Genomic DNA, 17,334 nt, shown 5'->3' on the forward strand with positions numbered 1-17,334 from the left:
ATTTGAACGCCGATTGACATTCAGGTATGTCGGGCGTCCGCTGGCGTCCCTGCAGGGGATCGATCAATGCTCGCGCGTCATCTACATCGGCACGCTCAGCAAGATGCTGTTTCCGGGCATCCGCCTCGGCTTTGCGGTCGTTCCGAAGGAGCTGATCGAAGTCTTCACGGGAGCCAAATTCACGACGGATCGACAGCCGCCGACGCTGCAACAGGCGATGGTGGCCGATTTCATGAGATTCGGATTTCTGACGAGTCACATACGCCGCATGCGGACCCGCTATCGGGAAGCGCGGGATGTGGTCGTCGAATCCGTGACCCGTTTTCTGGGTGATCTCATTGACGTCGAAGTCCCGGAGTGCGGGATGCAGTTGGCGGTGCATTTCAAGCACGGGATATCCGACCTGAAGGTCGCCGAGGCGGCGTTGTCGCACGGGATTTCGGTGAGGCCCATCAGTCCTCTCTACCTGGACTCGCCCGCGAGGCAGGGGCTGCTTCTCGGTTACTCCGGCTTCGACTCGCGAAAACTGCAATTCGCGTCGCAGCGGCTTGCGGAAGTGGTGAAATCGATCCCGTAGCCTTTCGGCCGCTCGGGACGCCGTCGCAGAATGCCGTTGGGACATCGTCCCTCGTCGACCCTCAGCACGCAATTGGTCGTTTCCGTGGGACCAACTGGTCGTTTCGCAAGATCGGACCATTGGTCAAAAGTCGTTCGTCCTGTCGAAGAACGGACGCAGCAACGATAACAAGCCGATGTGGGTGGGTGCTATGTGGGGCGGAAATGATAGACGGCAAGTGGACCCGGCGAGCGAAGCCTTGCACCTCACGCCTTCTCCGATCCCGCAAGAGGCCCGTCCGGACCATGGCGATCCCGACTACCTCGCACTCGAGCGCGCCCAGAACGATGCCAATGCCAGGCCCGGGCCGAGATACGTGCCCGCACGGAGCATTCCGATTCCGACGAGCGCGAGCGGTCTTCTGCAGGAGATGATCGCTGCGCCCTATGCCCTTCCGAAGTGGACGGCGAGCCATCCGCAGAGACCGGAGGACTGGAAGCGACCGGTGGATCTGCTGACGGCGTCCACCTTGAGCACGATGGCCGATACCCGTCGGAAACTTGCCGTCCGACTCGACGAAAAGGTCGTCGGCGGGGTCCGCGTCTTCGAACTGACGCCGGAAAACATTCGTCGGGAGAACGAGCATCGCATCCTCGTCCATCTTCACGGCGGCGGCTTCGTCTATTTTCCTGGGGAAGCCGGCACGATGGAAGCGACTCTGATGGCGGCGTATGCCGGCTACAGGGTGCTTTCCGTGGACTATCGCTTGGCTCCAGATTTCCCCTATCCCGCCGCGCTCGACGACGCGATGTCGGTCTACAGGGCTCTCGTCCAAGAGAAGGATCCGCGCAGGATCGCGGTCTTCGGAACGTCCGCGGGTGGAAACCTCACGCTCGCCCTGATGTTGCGCGCGAAGGCCGAAGGCCTGGCGTTGCCAGGTGCGATCGGGCCCGGGACGCCTTGGTCCGACCTCACCAGAGCCGGCGGCGGCGATACGATGGAGACCCTGGAGTGGATCGACGGCAATCTGGTGAGCTACAATGGCTACATCAGCCACTCGGCCATCGCCTACGCCAGCGGCAACGATATGGCCGACCCGCTCATCTCTCCTCTGCGGGGAGATTTCCGAGGCCTGCCTCCGGCGATCCTCACCAGTGGTACTCGAGACCTGTTTCTCAGCCTTACGTGCCTGACCCATCGCAAGCTGCGGCAAGCGGACGTGGTCGCGGAACTGCACGTCTACGAAGCGATGGCCCACGGTCAGTACCTGAACCCCTGGCCCCCCGAGTCGAAGGAGGTGTATACGGAGATCGGATCCTTCTTTGATCGGCATCTTGCACGATAGCCACCAAGCATAGATCGAGGACGATGGCTCAAGCTGACATCGGCGATATCGCCGCGAAGGTGATCGCCGCCCTGAGGGATCGTTCCCGGGTCTCGTGTTTTTCCTGCCGACCCGATGGTTTGACGCTGCGGCAGGCCTATCAGATCACGCCACTCCTTCGTGCGGCCTTCGAAGCCGAAGGCGAAAGGATGACCGGCCGGAAGATCGGGTTCACGAACCGGCAGATGTGGAGCGCGTTCGGTGTTCAATCGCCGATTTGGGGATATACGACCAGCCGCACGACGCACGACCTGATCGACGTGCGTGCGGTTTCCTTGGCGGAGTTCGCTGAACCCCGGATAGAACCGGAGATCATCTTCGGGCTGAAGGCCGCCCCGAAGCCCGCGATGACCGACGAGGCGCTCATCGATTGTCTGGAGTGGATCTCTCTCGGCTTCGAGGTCGTCCAATCCATCTATCCGGGCTGGAAGTTCTCGGCTCCGGACACGATCGCCGCCAACGGCTTGCACGGAAAACTCCTGATCGGACCGCGCCATGCGATCGCGCCGCGCCGTACCCAGTGGATACGTCAGCTGTCAGCTTTCGAGATTGATCTCTTCTGCGACGGCGAACTGTTGCAGCGCGGAGGTGGCGCTCTGGTACTCGACAGTCCCTTGAACGCGCTCCGCGAACTCATCGGGCTCTTGGCGGCCGACCCCACCAATCCATCGTTGGAGGCGGGGGAAGTCGTTTCGACCGGCACGTTGACTCTCGCGACGCCGGTCAAACCAGGAGAGCGATGGATCGCGAGGGCGACCGGCATCCCGCTCGATGAGATATCCGTTCGATTTGAATGATCAGCGTTGCCGTGTCGAGCAGCAGCGGTTCTTGGTGACTTCAACCGACGTACCGGCCCGCATTGTGCTCGTTGCTGGCGCATATTCCGGACGGTGAAGTGCGTTCCCGACGAGCAGCGCCGGACAAAGAAGCGCCGCGGGGTTCTTCGCCGGCCTTGAGAAGCTCCTGCTCGGCACGAAAGCTCAAGCGGTGGGAATCGGCGCGCAGTGGAGATTTTTCACGGCGCCGCCACCACAGAGAACGAACTGATCGCGGCCGGCTGTTGACATCTGGCTGACATCGAACGCCGTTACTGCACATCCGTGGCGGTCCGTCCGCCGCCCCTCGACTCGCTCCAAGCAATCGGATTGCCCCCTTCGAGGCGCGAGTCGGCGGTATCCGATGCTGGGCTATGTTGCTCAGATTTCGGTGTTTTCAGGCCGAATTAGTAGGTTCGGAGCCGGAATCAGTCGTCCCAAATCTGGACCTCGCATCCGCGCTTTCCGTAGGACTACGTGTTTTGCACACCGTTCCGCCCGGTGTTGCCCAAATTTGCGCCGGTCAACGGTGTGATAAATTTTCATAATATATTTCAATGGCTTGCGAATATGTCGCAGGTCAAATGCCCGTGATATTTGTGCAACATTTGCCCGAAAACAGCCGCAGCGCGCCTCAATCGTAGCGGTCTTTTGTTGCGTGATCGGGGGCCTTCTGTCTCATATGGAACTGCGACGGAGGGGGGCATCCCAAGGTCGTCCCGTTTTAGGTGGTTCGCTTAAGTCCCTCGCGTTCATGCGGGTGTGTCCGAAGGCGCGAAGCGACTAGGCGGGGATTTTAAGGGACAAAGGGAACCAACCTGAGGGTGTTTTTTACCCGGCGGATCCGGAACCTTCCCTGAGATAGAGCAACTTGGAGGTTTAACATGAAGATGGTTAAGAGCCTTATCCTCGGCTCGGCGGCGGCTCTCGTCGCGGTCGGCGGAGCTCAGGCGGCCGATCTTCCCGTCAAGGCCAAAGCGGTCGAGTACGTGAAGGTTTGCTCCCTGTATGGTCCCGGTTTCTATTACATCCCGGGCACCGATACCTGTATCAAGCTGGGCGGCTACCTGCGTGTCGACGTCTTGGCGAACGCCAACATCGACGCCATCGGCAACTACGCCGGCGCCGGCGCTGCCAACAACCGTTTCACCAACGGCTACACCTGGCGCTCCCGTGAAGATCTGAACATCGATACGCGCACCGCGACCGAGTACGGCGTGGTCCGCACCTTCTTCGATGCGACCTTCAACTGGACCTCGGACAGCTATGGCGCGACGGGTACCGGCTCGACGGTCTACTCGCAGCTTGGTTCGGGTACGACGTCCTTCAGCGCGCCGAACAACGCCAATGGCGGTGCGGTTGCTGCTGGTACGGTCGGCGTCTACTACGCCTTCATCCAGTTCGCCGGCTTCACCATCGGTAAGGCGGTCTCGCAGTTCGCAGCTCCGTGGGCGGCCTATCCGGGCAACGGCTTCGACGGTCTCGTCGGCGGCATCAGCACGATCACCGGTGTCAACCAGTTCAGCTACACCGCGCAGTTCGGCAACGGCGTGTCGCTGTCTCTGTCGGCTCAAGACCAGACGGCCTACATGCAGGGCGGCGTCAACAACCTCGGCGCTACCGGTGCCGGTGGCGCGGTGCTCGGCCTGCTCGGACCGTACGGCGCTGGCGACTATGCCGGCACGATCGCTCCGGACCTGATCGCATCTCTCCGCGTCGACCAGGCTTGGGGTCTGTTCCAGGCGTCGTTCGCGGCGCATAACAACCACGCAGCCTACTACGGCGGCACCGAGTTGACCGGTCATCCGGACGACAAGTGGGGCTGGGCTGGTGCGCTGGCTCTGTCGATCAAGAACATCCCGACCGGACCTGGCGACACCATCAACATCCAGGGCGTCTACACCAACGGTGCGACGCGCTACAACATCTCTGAGCTGAGCCTTGCCGGCGCCAACACGATCTACGGTGGCACCAACCTTCCGGGTGCCTACCAGAGCATTGGCTTCGGCGTTGCGCCCGACTCGGTGTTCATCAACGGTGGTTCGCAGCAGCTGGTCACGACCTACGGCTTCCGTGGTGCGTATGTCCACAACTGGAACCCCTACTGGAACACCAGCATCTACGGTGCGTGGGCCCAGGTTAACTACAACAGCACTGCCAAGGGCTACATCTGCGGCCCGGCTGGCAACGGTGTTGGTGGTTCGTTCGGCGCCGTCTTCGGCACCGCCGGCCTGACCTCGTGCAACCCGGACTACAGCTTCGCGCAGCTCGGTACCCAGACCCAGTGGACCCCGGTGAAGAACCTGACCTTCTCGGCAGATTTCACCTACGCCCATCTGGACCAGAACTATGCTGGCACGATCACCACCGCCAGCGCTGGCATCGGCAAGCCGGCTGCCGTGTACGAACTGAAGAACCAGGACACCTACCAGCTCCTGCTCCGCGCTCAGCGCAACTGGTAATACCGGTTGATCTGACAGTGACCTAACAGAGCCCCCGGCGCCAAAACGCCGGGGGTTTTGCTTTGAGAGAGAGGTTCTTGCGCCTCACGCGGCGAGCATGTCGCGCACCATCGGCACCACCTTGCGGCCGTACAGCTCGATGCTCTTCATCAGCTTCTCATGCGGCAGCGGGCCGGCCGAGTATTTCAGCTGGAAGCGCGCGACGCCGAGCGTCTTCACGGTCGATGCGATCTTGCGGGCGACCGTCTCCGGGGCGCCGACATACAGCGAACCGTGCTCGGCCTCCGCCACGAACTCGTCGCGACCCATCGGCGGCCAGCCGCGCTCCTTGCCGATCCGGTCCCGCATGACCTTGTAGTCCGGCCACAACTCCTCGCGGGCCTGGGTGTCGGTCTCGGCGATATAGCCCGGCGAATGCACGCCGATCGGCTGCGGTGTCCGGCCGAACTGCTGGTAGGCCCGCTGGTGCAGATCGACATAGGGCGCGAAGCGCTTGGGGTCGCCGCCGATGATGGCGAGCATCAGCGGCAGGTCGTAGTGCGCCGCGCGCACCACCGATTCGGGACTGCCGCCCACGCCGATCCAGGTCTTCAGCCGGCCGTGCTCGACCGGCGGATAGACCGACTGGTCCTTGAGCGGCGGCCGCAGCTTGCCCTCCCAGCTCACCGGTTCCTGTTTCAGGAGCGCGGTGAACAGGTCGAGCTTCTCCTCGAACAGCTCGCTGTATTGCCTGAGGTCGAAGCCGAACAGCGGGAACGATTCGGTGAAGGAGCCGCGCCCGAGGATCACCTCGGCGCGGCCGTTGGAGACTGCATCGACGGTGGCGAAGCGCTGGAACACCCGGATCGGATCGTCCGAGCTCAGCACGGTCACCGCGGAGCCGAGGCGGATGTCCTTGGTGCGCGCGGCGATCGCCGCCAGCACGGTCTCAGGGGAAGAGATCGCGAAGTCGGCCCGGTGGTGCTCGCCGAGCCCGATGAAATCGATCCCGAGCTGATCGGCCAGCACCGCTTCGTCGACCACGTTGCGGATCACCTGGGCGTGCGGAAGCGGCCCGCTGGCCGCGTCCTTGGTGACGTCGCCGAACGTATCGAGCCCGAATTCGAGGGAGGTCGTCATCACATAGTCCAGTTGTCGGCGTGGCGGAGCATCCGCCACGGGCCACCCATCGCACGCAGGCTAGGAGGTCGTGTTGCCGCGGAGCTGTCCGCGAGCCTGCGCTGTGGAGCCTTGGGTTGGAGATGAGGCAAAGCTATTGCCTGTTCGGGGCCAGGCAAGGTCACGCCGCGAAACGCAGCGTTTCCAGGTCTCGTCGGATGGAGCCGGGATGCGTCCGCGGGCGATCAGCCGGGCACAACCAGGAAGCCGGCGCGCGGGAAATGCACCACGACGTCGCCGGCGCGTTGGTCGGACCGGCGGATCGCGATGTGCTGGGCCGACAGCGAGACGATCTCGCCGCGGACCGGGATCTTGCCGTAGTCATCCGGCATCACGGCGACGACGTCGCCGGGCTTGCGGCCGTTCGGATCCGCGGGATCGCCGAACACCGGCGATTCCGGTTGCGCCTTCGCGGCGATCTCGAGCGCGTTGCCCGACGATATCTCGGTGCGCGTGCCGTGGCCGATGGCGCGGACCCGCGCCTCCCAGGCCGTCGCGCGCGGGAAGGGCTTCATCATCTCGTCCATCGCGGCGAGGCTCTGCCGCGCGTACCACACGTTCATGTAGCCGCTGACATCGGCGAGGCTGAACTCGCCGAGCAGCCACGGCCTGCTGTCGCCGAGCTGCGCCTCGATCCAGTCGATATTGGCACGGAACTGATCGCGCATCTGCGGCAGCGCCGCGGTCATGGCAGCGACATCGAACTTGCCGCCGCGCAGCTTCTCGCGGTCCGCGATGAAATCCTGCGGAACCTTGTCGCCGATGAAGCCGAACACCAGGTTGACTGTGCTCTGGAAGAACGGCCGGTCAGTCCACATGCCGAGTGCCCAGGGCATGCCGGCATTGCCTGCGGGAAACAGCGTCGGCGTCGGATAGCGCCGCTCCAGCTCGCGGATGATGATCTGGGTGTCGCAATAGACGTCGGCGCCGATCTGCATCGTCGGCGTCCGGCGATAGCCGCCGGTCATCGGCATCAGGTCCGGCCGCGGCATGATCCGGGAAATCCGCACCGAGTGCCACGCCAGCTTCTTGAAGCCGAAGATGATGCGGATTTTCTCGGAGAACGGCGACTGATCGAAATGATGCAGGATCGGCGTCGGCTGCGACATGGCGTGCTCCCGGGATATGGCGCGATCTCGTCGGACCTTGTCAGATAGCCTGACAAGATTCCGGCCGATCGCAACCGATTTTTCCCGAGCGACGGGGTGGGCAGGCGCTCAGAACTGCTCCGCCCAGGGCCGCAGATCGAGCTCCAGCGTCCAGGCGCTGCGATGCTGGTGATGCAGCACCCAATAGGCATCGGCAATCGCGGCGATGTTGAGCAGTCCATCCGGGCCGCGGTCGTCCTTCAGCTGCGGGCGCAAGCTCAGCAGGCGATCGCCCTCGATGCCGCCATCGACCACGACATGGCCGACATGGATGCCCTGCGGACCGAACTCGCGTGCCACGCTCTGCGCCATCGCGCGCAGCGCGGCCTTGGCGGCGGCGAATGGCGAATAATTGGCTTTGCCGCGCAGCGAGCCGCTGGCGCCGGTGAACACCAGCGTGCCGCCGCCGCGCGCGAGCAGAGCGGGAATCGCGGCCTGCGCGAGCTGGAAGCCGCCAAGCGCATGTTCGCGCCAGTGCTCCTCGAAGCGCTGCTCGCTGACCTTGAGAAACGGTGCGGGCCGGTTGGAGCCCGCATTGTGCACGGCCATCGCGAGCGGCGCGAGCTCTTGTGCCGCCTCGACGAAGCGCGCGACGTCGGGCGCGGTGGAGGCATCGCCAACCACATGCGTGACCCTGGCGCCATCGGCTGCGAGTTCGGCAGCGGTCGCGGCGAGCTTCTCGGCATTGCGCCCGGCGATCGCGACGGGATAGCCGCCGGCGGCAAAGCGGCGCGCGATCGCCGCGCCAAGGCCGTTGGATGCGCCGACGCCAGCGATCAGCACGCTGCCCTGCACGGCGGTCGACGCGAGGGAGGATCGGTCGTTCATGGCTCACTCCATTCAAGCTGCCCGCGTCGCGGGAAATTCATTCGTCCGATGCCATCGCCACGATGCCGTCGCGCACCGTGCGCAGAACGGCGTCGGACCGCTTTTGGTCGGTGAGGACCCGCGAGATCGCAAGCGCGCCGACCATCGCGCTCACCGCCACGATCGCCTGGGCATCGTCATCGTCACCGAGCGTTTCGGCGACCTTGGCGATGAAGGCCTCGATATGCGGCTCCATCACCGCGCGGCACTGTTCGTCGGCGCGGCCGACATCCGAGATCAGCGCGCCGATCGCGCAACCCGATTTGGGCGAGTCGCGGTGGGTGCGGCTGAGATAGCTGCGCACCAGCGCGTTGATGCTGACCGGCTTGTCGGGATCGCGCGCTGCATGCGCGGACGCTTCGCCTGCGGTCAGCGCCTGTTCCAGTGCCGCGGCGATCAGGTCCGAGCGCGAGGCGAAGTGCCCGTAGAAGCCGCCATGGGTCAGCTTCACCTGCTGCATCAGATTGCCGATGCTGAGCGCATCGAGCCCCTTGTCGCGGATCTGCGTCGCCGCCTCGTTCAAAATCCGCTCGCGGCTCCTGGCCTTGTCGGCCTGGGAATGGCCCATCTCGCATCGTCCCTGTTTGACTCTCGATCTGGATTATGACCATCATGTATCTGGATGACAAGTATCATCCAGAAATAATGTCAGTCACGAAACAGGGAGAAGCAGATGTCCGGCAGCGCGAGCGAGGGTCGGGTCCGCCACGAGCGGCACGATCACATCCTGAAGATCATCATCGACAATCCCGCGAAGAAAAACGCCTTCAGCCCGGAGATGATGGCCGAACTGTCCGACGCGCTGACGCTGCTCGACAATGACGAGGGCCTCTGGGTCGGCGTGCTCTGCGCCGCCGGCGGCAGTTTCACCGCGGGGCTCGACATGCCGAAATTCTTCGGCCCGACGGCGAGCCGCAAGCCGCTGCCGGAAGGCAACGTCGATCCGTTCGGATTGTCGAAGCGGTGCCGCAAGCCGATTGTCACCGCGGTGCAGGGCATCGTGTTCACCGTCGGCATCGAGATGATGCTGGCCGGCGACATCGTCGTCGCCGCGGATGACAGCCGGTTCTGCCAGATGGAAGCCAAGCGCGGCATCGCGCCACTCGCCGGCGCGCATTTCCGCTACATCAGCCGCGCCGGTTGGGGCGATGCGATGTATCACTTGCTGCTGTGCGACGAGTTCTCCGCGGCCGAGGCCCATCGGATCGGCCTGGTGCAGGAAGTCGTGCCGGCCGGTCAGCAGATCGAACGCGCGATGGCGCTCGCGGGGATCATTGCACGCAATGCGCCACTTGGCATCCAGGTGACGAAAGAGGCGGGCCGCAAGTTCATCGAGGCCGGCGAGCAGGCGGCGATTGCGATCATTCCCGAGATCCGCGAGCGCGTGCTCAACACATCGGATGCGGCCGAGGGCATCAAGTCCTTCGTGGAACGCCGCGCCGCCGTGTTCCAGGGGCGTTAATCCCGGACGCCAGTTGCGTTCATGATATGTACCCTGAGAGGTTGTGGTTGCGAGAATGACGTCGCAACCGATCGAATTTAAATCACGACAATGTCGCGGCGACTCTTGTCGAGATTCGTCGAATCAGGGAGATTCGAGGCATTCCCTTAATGTTATTTCGTCCTGCTCTCACTCAAGCGTCCGGTATGGAATCCCATGACAAACGCACGAGTCATTGTTGTCGGAAACAACAAGGGCGGCTCTGGCAAATCGACAATTGCCATGCACGTCGCCATCGCGCTGATCAAGGCGGGTCAGCGTGTCGCTACCATCGATCTCGACACCAAGCAGAAGTCGTTGACGCATTACGTCGATAACCGGCGGGAGTGGGCGCGAGAGACGTCGCTCGATCTCGGCATTCCGGCGCATATGTGCTTCGAGACGGTGAGCGGCAGGAGCAGCGAGGTCGAGACGCTCGGCCGCAGCGCGCTTGCCGAGATCGTCGAACGGCTGAGCCGGTCGCATGACTTCGTCGTCATCGACTGTCCCGGTCACGACACCTATCTGACGACGTTCACGCATTCGCTGGCGAATACGCTGATTACGCCGCTGAACGACAGCTTCGTCGACTTCGACGTACTCGGCACCGTCGATCCGAACGACTTCAAGGTGACCGGCATCAGCCACTATTCGAAGATGGTGGAGGAGGCGCGGCGGCAGCGCAGCGCGAGCGACCAGCCGGCGTTCGAATGGGTGGTGTTGCGCAACCGTCTCTCGACGATCGGTTCGCGCAACAAGCGGATGGTTGGCGAAGCGCTCAGCGAGCTATCGAAGACGCTGAACTTCCGTCTGGTCGACGGCCTGGCCGAACGCGTGATCTTTCGTGAATTCTATCCGCGCGGACTGACGGCGGTCGACGACGTCAACCAGCTCGCGCTCGGCGGCCGCCCGACCATGTCGCATGTCACTGCGTGGCTCGAGATGGAGCGGCTGATGACCGCGATCATGCTTGGCCATCTGGTGCGCCCGGCCGCCTCTTCCGAGGACAGCCGCGACGCGGCATAGGGCTTGAAGGTTACGGGCAATTGCTGTTGCCTGCATTGGCGATGGTCAGGAAGGTGATCGTGGCCGGTGCGAAGGCGATCGTCCCGGCAGCGGCAGTATTTCCTGTCAGTGCCGGAAGCCGGTCGGAAGCGTCAAGGGCGAGCGTCTCGCCGTTGAGCCGAATGGTGCGGTCTCCAGGCGTTGTGCCCGCCAACGTGTAGCGTTGCGAGGCGGCCGGCAGCGCCAGCTTGTGATTTTGTCGCCGATCGTTGTTGATGACAAGCAGGGCTATTCCACCGGGCATGTCGCGCGCGCAGTGCGCATAGACATGGAAGCCGGATTGCTCGGGGACGCCGGCATCGAGCACATTGGTTCCCATCAAGCGTCGCCACAGCAGCGCGGCCCAGTAGTTCGGTCGCGGCAAATGGGTTCGTTCGTCGAGCAGCCCATAATCGCTCGCGGCGAGCGTGTTGTGCATCACCACCTGGACGCCGGCCTTGGCGAGCCGCCCGAGTTGATCGAGGTAGCGGAACGTATCAGCGTAGGTTGCCGCCCAGCGGTTGCCGCCGCATGCGCTCTCTGCGGTCTCGGTCAGCCAGATCGGCTTGCCCGGCGCTAGCCGATCGCGCAGCGCCTGGTAGACAGCGAGCGTCTTGCCGGTACGCGCCAGCCATTCGTCCGATAACGCCTGCTCCGCCGTGCGGTCGCCGCCGCAGCGGGCCGAAAGCGCGCCGTAGTGATGATAGGAGACCGCATCGATACCCGCCGCCGACGTGGCGAAAAGTGCCTGAGCCGCGGCGCCGGTGCCGATCGTGCCTGGTCCGAGGATCGTGATGTCGGGCGCTGTCTGCTTCATGAATGCAACGAACGCGGCAAAGTCCCGGCCATAGGCCGCGGCATCGTAGCCGTCCGGAGCGCCGCCGATCGCCGGCAGATCTGGCTCGTTCATGAATTCGGCTGCGGCGATCCGGCCGCCTGCCGATCGCGTGAAAGCGAGAAGATGTCGGGCCTGTTCGGGGCTCCATTGCCTGGACGGGTCTCGCGTGCCGGCGCCGATCGCAAAGGACGTGACGAGGGCCGCGTCGGCGGCGCGCGCAAAGTCGATGACGTCACGCCATCGCTGCCGCGTCAGGACGCCCTTGAAGCCGTGCGGCGGTGCGACAGGAGGTGTTCCGGAATCCGCAAAGAACGTGCTGTTGGCCCAAGTGCCGCTCACGCGCAGATAGACGGGTCCGAGGGCCGCGGCGAGCGTGCGCAGCCTGTTGTCGCGCAAGTCGATCGGCGCCCGCACCGCGAACCGCTCTTCGGTTGCTGCGACCTCTGTATTGATGGCTGAGTACGGCGTCCAGAACTGTCCGCCCGTCACCTCGACCATCTCGATGTTGTAGGACTGGAAGCGTGGCTCGATTGTCGCGACGCGCGGCATGGCGGCAACGTCGAGCGCCAGTTCTGCCGCAACCGCCTTCGTGCCGACGAAGGCGGCGATCGCCGCGACGACGACGCAGGCAGGGCGTTGAGGCAGATATGCCCAGCGGTTGCGCACGGGTCCTCGCGGCATTCCGAATTGTCGCTGCCGCAGGATGCCGCCGCGGCCTGCTCAAATCAACGCCGCAGCGGGCCTTGTGGTTCGCTCGCGATGCGCTCCCACAGCGTGCGGATCATGTCCTTCATCGCGAGCGCGTCCTGCCAGCGGTCGGACAATTCGCGGCCGTCGGGACCGGTGATGGCATAGGGCGGCGGGCCGAGCTCGCACAGGAAGGTCAGGGTCGCATCGGGCCCGGCGCGCTTGCGCCAGGAACGGATGCCGTAGTCCCACCAGCCCATGAACAACGACACCCAGCCAGCGTGCTGAGGAAAGCCGGACGAGATCTGCACCTGCTCGCGGCTCGCGATGCGGCCGTGGATGCCCCACGCGCGGTCGAGGATGCGATGGATCATCGCATGGTTGGCGTCGTCGACCGGCCAGGCGAATTCGCGGCCGACCAGGTAATGCGAGAGATCGGCGGTCAGCCGCAGATCGGGAAAGCAGTCGAGCAGGTCGAGCGTGAAGAACAGGTCGGTCGTCATGCGGTCGCGATGGGTCTCGACATGCACGGCGATGCCGGCCTCGGCGGCGAGCCGCCGCCAGCCTTCGAGCAGGGGAATGCAATCCGCCAGCCGGCGCGGCCGGACGTCCGGTTGCAAATTGACGTGATCGGCGCCGAGCTTGGCGACCAGCTCGAGCACCGGTTTCAGGTCGTCGACGCCCTTCGGGTAGCACTGCGCCTGCCAGATCATGCCATGCGCGTGCAGGAAGCCCGTCACCTCGCGTGCGAAGGCCGGATCGATGAAGCGGACGCCGGCGCCGTCAAACCCGGCATCGCGGATCATCGCGAGCTGGGTTTGCAGCGGCCATTCGTCCTCGTCGGCCAGCCGCCGCTCCATCGCCCAGAGCGACTGCAGCACACGCAGTTGCTGCGCCACCGATCAGGCCCGCGCCGGAATCGCCGCGGGCAGTTCGGCCTGATCGCTCGCATCGGCGGCGATGTTTTCCTGATAGGTCTCCGGCCCGATCCAGATCGCGATCACCGTGCAGGCCGACAGGAACATCGCGTAGCAGGCGACCGGCCACCAGGTGCCATAAGCCGCCACCAGTGCAGTGGCGACGAACGGCGCCGGGCCGCCCGACAGCAGCGAGCCGAGCTCACGCGCGAAGGCGAAGCCGGCGAAGCGGCGTTGCGGCGGGAACAGTTCGGCGAAATACGCCGCCTGCGGCCCGAACATCGCCGCCGTCACCACGGCGCGCGCCAGGATGAAGGCGAGCGCGATCATGATCCACTGCTTGGTGCCGACCATCCAGAAGAAGGGGAAGGCGAGCGCCACGCCGGCCAGCGCGCCGAACATGTAGACCGGACGCCGTCCGATCCGGTCCGACAAGGCGGCGAAGCCGAGGATCGCAAACAGCTCGACAGTGAAGGCCAGCATCAGCGCGCTGAGCGCGTCCGCTTTCGGTACGCCGAGCGTGGTGATGACGTAGCTCAGGCCGAACACCGGGAAGAAATATCCGAGCCCGTTCTCGGCCATCCGGGCCCCGAGCACCACGAAGAAGTTGCGCGGGTGCTGGCGCAATGCCTCCATCGCCGGATTGCTCTCGACCTTGCCGCGCTTGACCACCGCCTCGGTGTAAACAGGCGTCTCGGTGATGCGCATGCGGACGAAGATGCCGACCACGATCAACAGGAAGCTCGCCAGGAAGGGCAGGCGCCAGCCCCAGCTCATCAAATCCTCGCGCGGCAGCATCGTCACCAGCGCGAAGGCGCCGGCGGCGAGCAGATTGCCGACGGAGACGCCGAGCGGCGCGAAGCCGCCCCAGAAACCGCGATGCTTGGGCGGTGCGTTCTCCACCAGATAGATCACCGCGCCGCCATATTCGGCGCCGGCGCCGAGGCCCTGGATGACGCGCATCGCGACCAGCAGGACCGGCGCCCAGACACCGATCTGCGCATAGGTCGGCAGGAAGCCGATCGCGGTGGTGCCGATGCCGATCATCAACAGCGTTGCCACCAGCACCGGCTTGCGGCCATAGCGATCGCCGAGGATGCCGAACAGCAGGCCGCCGAACGGCCGCACCACGAAGCCGACGCCAAAGGTCAGGAACGACAGCAACGTGCCGACCACCGGATCGCTCTTCGGAAAGAACAATTCGCCGAACACCAGCGCCGCGGCGGTGCCGTAGAGGAAGAAGTCGTACCACTCGAGCGCGGAGCCGATGCTTGCTGCCAGGATCACACGCAGGCGCGCTTTCTTGGCGCCGTTCGCCATCTCGGTCATTCGTTTCCCCGTTGTCTTGTTTTTTATGGACGTCTTGTTTGAGCATGATCGTTTCGGAAAACGGGTGCCCACTTTTCCGGATCATGCTCGAGAAAGCAGCAATGCCCGCGGCGTGGCCGCGGGCATTGTCGTCGTCTTCAGGCAGCGCGCGTGAAGTAGGATTTCTTCGCCGCCGACTGGGTCTCGTAGATTGATCCCTGCCGTTTGGCCGGCGGCAGCGGCATCCGCACCGGCACCTCGGTCAGCCGCGGCGTCACCACCGGCGGGCCCGCCAGCAGGCGGCTGTTGAATTCGTCGAAATCCTTGACGCCCACCAACGGCCAGGCGTCGCTCGCCGCCACTTCATAGAGCAGCAGGTTGCGCGGCCGGTTCGAGGTGTTGGTCGCCGAGCCGTGCAGCGCGCGCACGTGGTGGAACGACATGCTGCCGGCCTTGCCCATGCAGGGCACCGCGCGCTTGATGTCGTCCTGGATCTGGTCCGGATCGATCAGGCCGGCGAAGCAGCCATCGTCACCATGATGATCCCACATCGTGTCACCGGTGTGTGAACCCGGCGTCACCAGCATTGGGCCGTTCTCGATATCGCAATCGTCGAGCAGCACGCCGATCGCCAGGATGTCGTCATTGGTGTGCGGATAGAACGCCCAGTCCTGATGCCACTCGACCGGCGAGCCGTACTGCGCCGACTTCATGTTGAGCTTGGAGCCGTGCAGGCGAAGGCCGGGGCCGATCAGCCTGGTCAGGATCGAGATCACGGCCGGGCTGCGGACGATCTCGTCGAAGATCGGGTGCACCTTGTGCGGCGCCTTGATGCGGCGGACGCGCGGCTGTTCCGGCGTATGGCCCGGCTCAAGGTCGTAGACATCGGTGTGCTCGGTCACCGCGCCGGCGCCGGCCAACAGCTCCGCGAGCACCGTGCGGACCTTGCCGAGGGTCTCCTGGTCGAGCACTTCGGGGACCACGATCACCCCGTCGCGCTTGTAGGCTTGGGCCTGCTCGTCCGAAATCATGCCGTTTCTCCCATTTTGTTCTATGTTAGCGCTAACATGCCTCGATGCTAGCGCTAACATCGTGGCTTGGCAACCCGGAATCGTGCAGGCTCCGGCCATGAGCTCCGAACTGACCGACCCCGGGACCGGCCCGGCCGGTGCCGCGCCGACCCTTTCAGAGGTGGCCAAGCGCGCCGGCGTGTCCTCGATCACGGTGAGCCGGGTGGTACGGATGCCCGATCTGGTCGCCCCCGAGACCCGGGCGCGGGTCGAGCGTGCGATGCGCGACCTCGGCTATGTCCCGAACCTGGTGGCCGGGGCGCTGGCGAGCGCGCGGACCAATTCGGTCGGCGTGCTGGTGCCGACCATCGCCAATTCGATCTTCGCCGACACGGTGCAGGGCCTGTCCGACAAGCTCGAGCCGCTCGGCTTCTCGGTGATCCTGGCGCAGTCGCGCTATGACGCGGAGCGCGAGGATCGCATGCTGGCGGCGCTGCTGTCGCGGCGGCCGGAGGCGATCATCATGGTCGGCTCGCCGGCGACGGCGGAGGGCAGTCGGCTGCTGCGCAACGCGCGCATCCCGATCGTCGAGACCTGGGATCTGCCCGCAAACCCGATCGACGCGGTCGCGGGCTTCGACAATTACAAGGCCGGCACGGCCGTCGCGAAGCATCTCGCTGCGCAAGGACGCCGGCAACTCGCCTTCATCGGCGGGGACGATCCGCGCGGCACACGGCGCTGGCTCGGTTTCAGGGACGAGGCCATGGCACATGGCCTTGCCGAGCCGCGAAGATTGATCCTCGAGCGCAACGCTTCGGGCAGCGTGGCGGCGCATGCGCGGTTGCCCGATGTCGACGCGGTGTTCGCCGCCAATGATGCGCATGCGATCGGCTTCATGGCGGGGCTGCGCAAGGCCGGCCTGCTGCGCGACGGGCCCGCGTCGACCCAGCCGGTTGCGGTGATCGGGCTCGGCGATCTCGAAATGGGCCAGCTGATCTCGCCGACGCTGAGCACCATCAGCGTGCATGGCGACGCCATCGGCCGCACCGCGGCGACCTTGACCTTGGAGCGCGGCGGCGAGCGCCGCGTCGATCTCGGCTTCGAACTGGTGCTGCGCGACAGCGGCTAGTTGGTGCTTCGTCGCTGCCAGCGGTCAAAGACCGCCAACAGCGCCGCGATCACGCATCCCGTGATGATGCCGGATGTCAGGTCCTCGAAGACCGTCAGGCCAAAGGTCGGGATCAGCACCGCGGCGCCGCGCCAGCGCGTGATCAGGTGCACGAACGCTTCCTTCTCCGCCATGTACCAGCACACCACGACGAGGACGCCGGCCAGCGCCGAGAGCGGAATGTAGCTCGCCAGCGGCGCGGCCAGCATCATGAACGACAGCAGGAACGCCGAATGCATCATGCCGGACAGCGGGCTGCGCGCGCCGGCCCGGATATTGGTCGCGGTGCGCGCGATCGTGCCGGTGACGCTGATGCCGCCGAACAGGGCGGAGGCGATGTTGGCGATGCCCTGCGCCACCAGCTCCATGTTGGAGCGGTGCTTGCGGCCGGTCATGCCGTCGGCGACCTTTGCCGAGAGCAGGCTCTCGACGCCGCCGAGCAGCGTGAAGGACAGCGATGCCGGCAGGACTTGCAGCAGCAGCGCCCAGGAG

At 64.8% G+C, this 17,334-nt stretch carries 16 protein-coding genes; 7 read left to right on the forward strand and 9 right to left on the reverse strand.

Annotation, left to right across the window (positions count from 1 at the left end):
• The 4 genes from B2W55_RS18980 to B2W55_RS18995 form a co-directional block, all read left to right on the forward strand.
• A partial coding sequence (locus tag B2W55_RS18980) for an aminotransferase class I/II-fold pyridoxal phosphate-dependent enzyme (RefSeq protein ID WP_291532267.1) occupies positions 1 to 577 on the forward strand: 577 nt, incomplete at its 5' end.
• 217 nt (positions 578 to 794) lie between these two features.
• Complete coding sequence (locus tag B2W55_RS18985) at positions 795 to 1,901, forward strand: alpha/beta hydrolase (RefSeq protein ID WP_052506887.1); 1,107 nt, start codon at positions 795 to 797, stop codon at positions 1,899 to 1,901.
• A gap of 23 nt (positions 1,902 to 1,924) precedes the next feature.
• Complete coding sequence (locus B2W55_RS18990) at positions 1,925 to 2,737, forward strand: 2-keto-4-pentenoate hydratase (RefSeq protein WP_024580717.1); 813 nt, start codon at positions 1,925 to 1,927, stop codon at positions 2,735 to 2,737.
• Positions 2,738 to 3,639: 902 nt separating this feature from the next.
• Positions 3,640 to 5,217, forward strand: coding sequence for a porin (locus tag B2W55_RS18995; protein WP_024580718.1), 1,578 nt, complete (start codon positions 3,640 to 3,642; stop codon positions 5,215 to 5,217).
• A gap of 84 nt (positions 5,218 to 5,301) precedes the next feature.
• On the opposite strand, the gene B2W55_RS19000 is transcribed toward B2W55_RS18995, so the two are convergent.
• The 4 genes from B2W55_RS19000 to B2W55_RS19015 form a co-directional block, all read right to left on the reverse strand.
• Positions 5,302 to 6,336, reverse strand: coding sequence for an LLM class flavin-dependent oxidoreductase (locus tag B2W55_RS19000; RefSeq protein WP_024580719.1), 1,035 nt, complete (start codon positions 6,334 to 6,336; stop codon positions 5,302 to 5,304).
• A gap of 224 nt (positions 6,337 to 6,560) precedes the next feature.
• Positions 6,561 to 7,484, reverse strand: coding sequence for a glutathione S-transferase family protein (locus B2W55_RS19005; protein WP_024580720.1), 924 nt, complete (start codon positions 7,482 to 7,484; stop codon positions 6,561 to 6,563).
• Positions 7,485 to 7,592: 108 nt separating this feature from the next.
• On the reverse strand, positions 7,593 to 8,351 hold the full coding sequence (locus B2W55_RS19010; protein ID WP_024580721.1) for an SDR family NAD(P)-dependent oxidoreductase: 759 nt from the start codon (positions 8,349 to 8,351) through the stop codon (positions 7,593 to 7,595).
• Positions 8,352 to 8,388: 37 nt separating this feature from the next.
• Entirely contained in the window at positions 8,389 to 8,958 is a 570-nt protein-coding gene (locus B2W55_RS19015; protein ID WP_024580722.1) for a TetR/AcrR family transcriptional regulator, read from the reverse strand.
• 105 nt (positions 8,959 to 9,063) lie between these two features.
• Between B2W55_RS19015 and B2W55_RS19020 the strand changes: the two genes are divergently transcribed.
• Positions 9,064 to 9,852, forward strand: coding sequence for a crotonase/enoyl-CoA hydratase family protein (locus B2W55_RS19020; protein ID WP_024580723.1), 789 nt, complete (start codon positions 9,064 to 9,066; stop codon positions 9,850 to 9,852).
• Between the two features lie 195 nt (positions 9,853 to 10,047).
• Positions 10,048 to 10,896 (forward strand): division plane positioning ATPase MipZ, encoded by an 849-nt coding sequence (locus B2W55_RS19025; RefSeq protein WP_024580724.1) that lies wholly within the window; start codon positions 10,048 to 10,050, stop codon positions 10,894 to 10,896.
• A gap of 10 nt (positions 10,897 to 10,906) precedes the next feature.
• Here B2W55_RS19025 and B2W55_RS19030 read toward each other — a convergent pair whose 3' ends face one another.
• From B2W55_RS19030 to B2W55_RS19045, 4 genes are all read right to left on the reverse strand, one after another.
• Entirely contained in the window at positions 10,907 to 12,433 is a 1,527-nt protein-coding gene (locus tag B2W55_RS19030) for a hypothetical protein (protein WP_043855506.1), read from the reverse strand.
• Positions 12,434 to 12,477: 44 nt separating this feature from the next.
• A complete protein-coding gene (locus B2W55_RS19035; RefSeq protein WP_024580726.1) occupies positions 12,478 to 13,338 on the reverse strand; it encodes a sugar phosphate isomerase/epimerase family protein in 861 nt (286 codons plus the stop codon).
• A 3-nt stretch (positions 13,339 to 13,341) separates the two neighbouring features.
• Entirely contained in the window at positions 13,342 to 14,685 is a 1,344-nt protein-coding gene (locus B2W55_RS19040; RefSeq protein WP_024580727.1) for an MFS transporter, read from the reverse strand.
• Between the two features lie 137 nt (positions 14,686 to 14,822).
• Positions 14,823 to 15,695: a phytanoyl-CoA dioxygenase family protein gene (locus B2W55_RS19045; protein ID WP_024580728.1), complete on the reverse strand. Its 873-nt coding sequence runs from the start codon at positions 15,693 to 15,695 to the stop codon at positions 14,823 to 14,825.
• A gap of 97 nt (positions 15,696 to 15,792) precedes the next feature.
• Here B2W55_RS19045 and B2W55_RS19050 point away from each other — a divergent pair, with 97 nt between their 5' ends.
• Positions 15,793 to 16,803 (forward strand): LacI family DNA-binding transcriptional regulator, encoded by a 1,011-nt coding sequence (locus B2W55_RS19050; RefSeq protein ID WP_024580729.1) that lies wholly within the window; start codon positions 15,793 to 15,795, stop codon positions 16,801 to 16,803.
• Here B2W55_RS19050 and B2W55_RS19055 read toward each other — a convergent pair.
• Positions 16,800 to 17,334 (reverse strand): SulP family inorganic anion transporter (locus tag B2W55_RS19055; RefSeq protein ID WP_291532268.1); only part of this gene is annotated, 535 nt, incomplete at its 5' end. The genes B2W55_RS19050 and B2W55_RS19055 overlap by 4 nt on opposite strands.

This window comes from Bradyrhizobium sp. UBA2491 (assembly GCF_002341725.1).
In the GTDB taxonomy this organism is placed as follows: domain Bacteria; phylum Pseudomonadota; class Alphaproteobacteria; order Rhizobiales; family Xanthobacteraceae; genus Bradyrhizobium.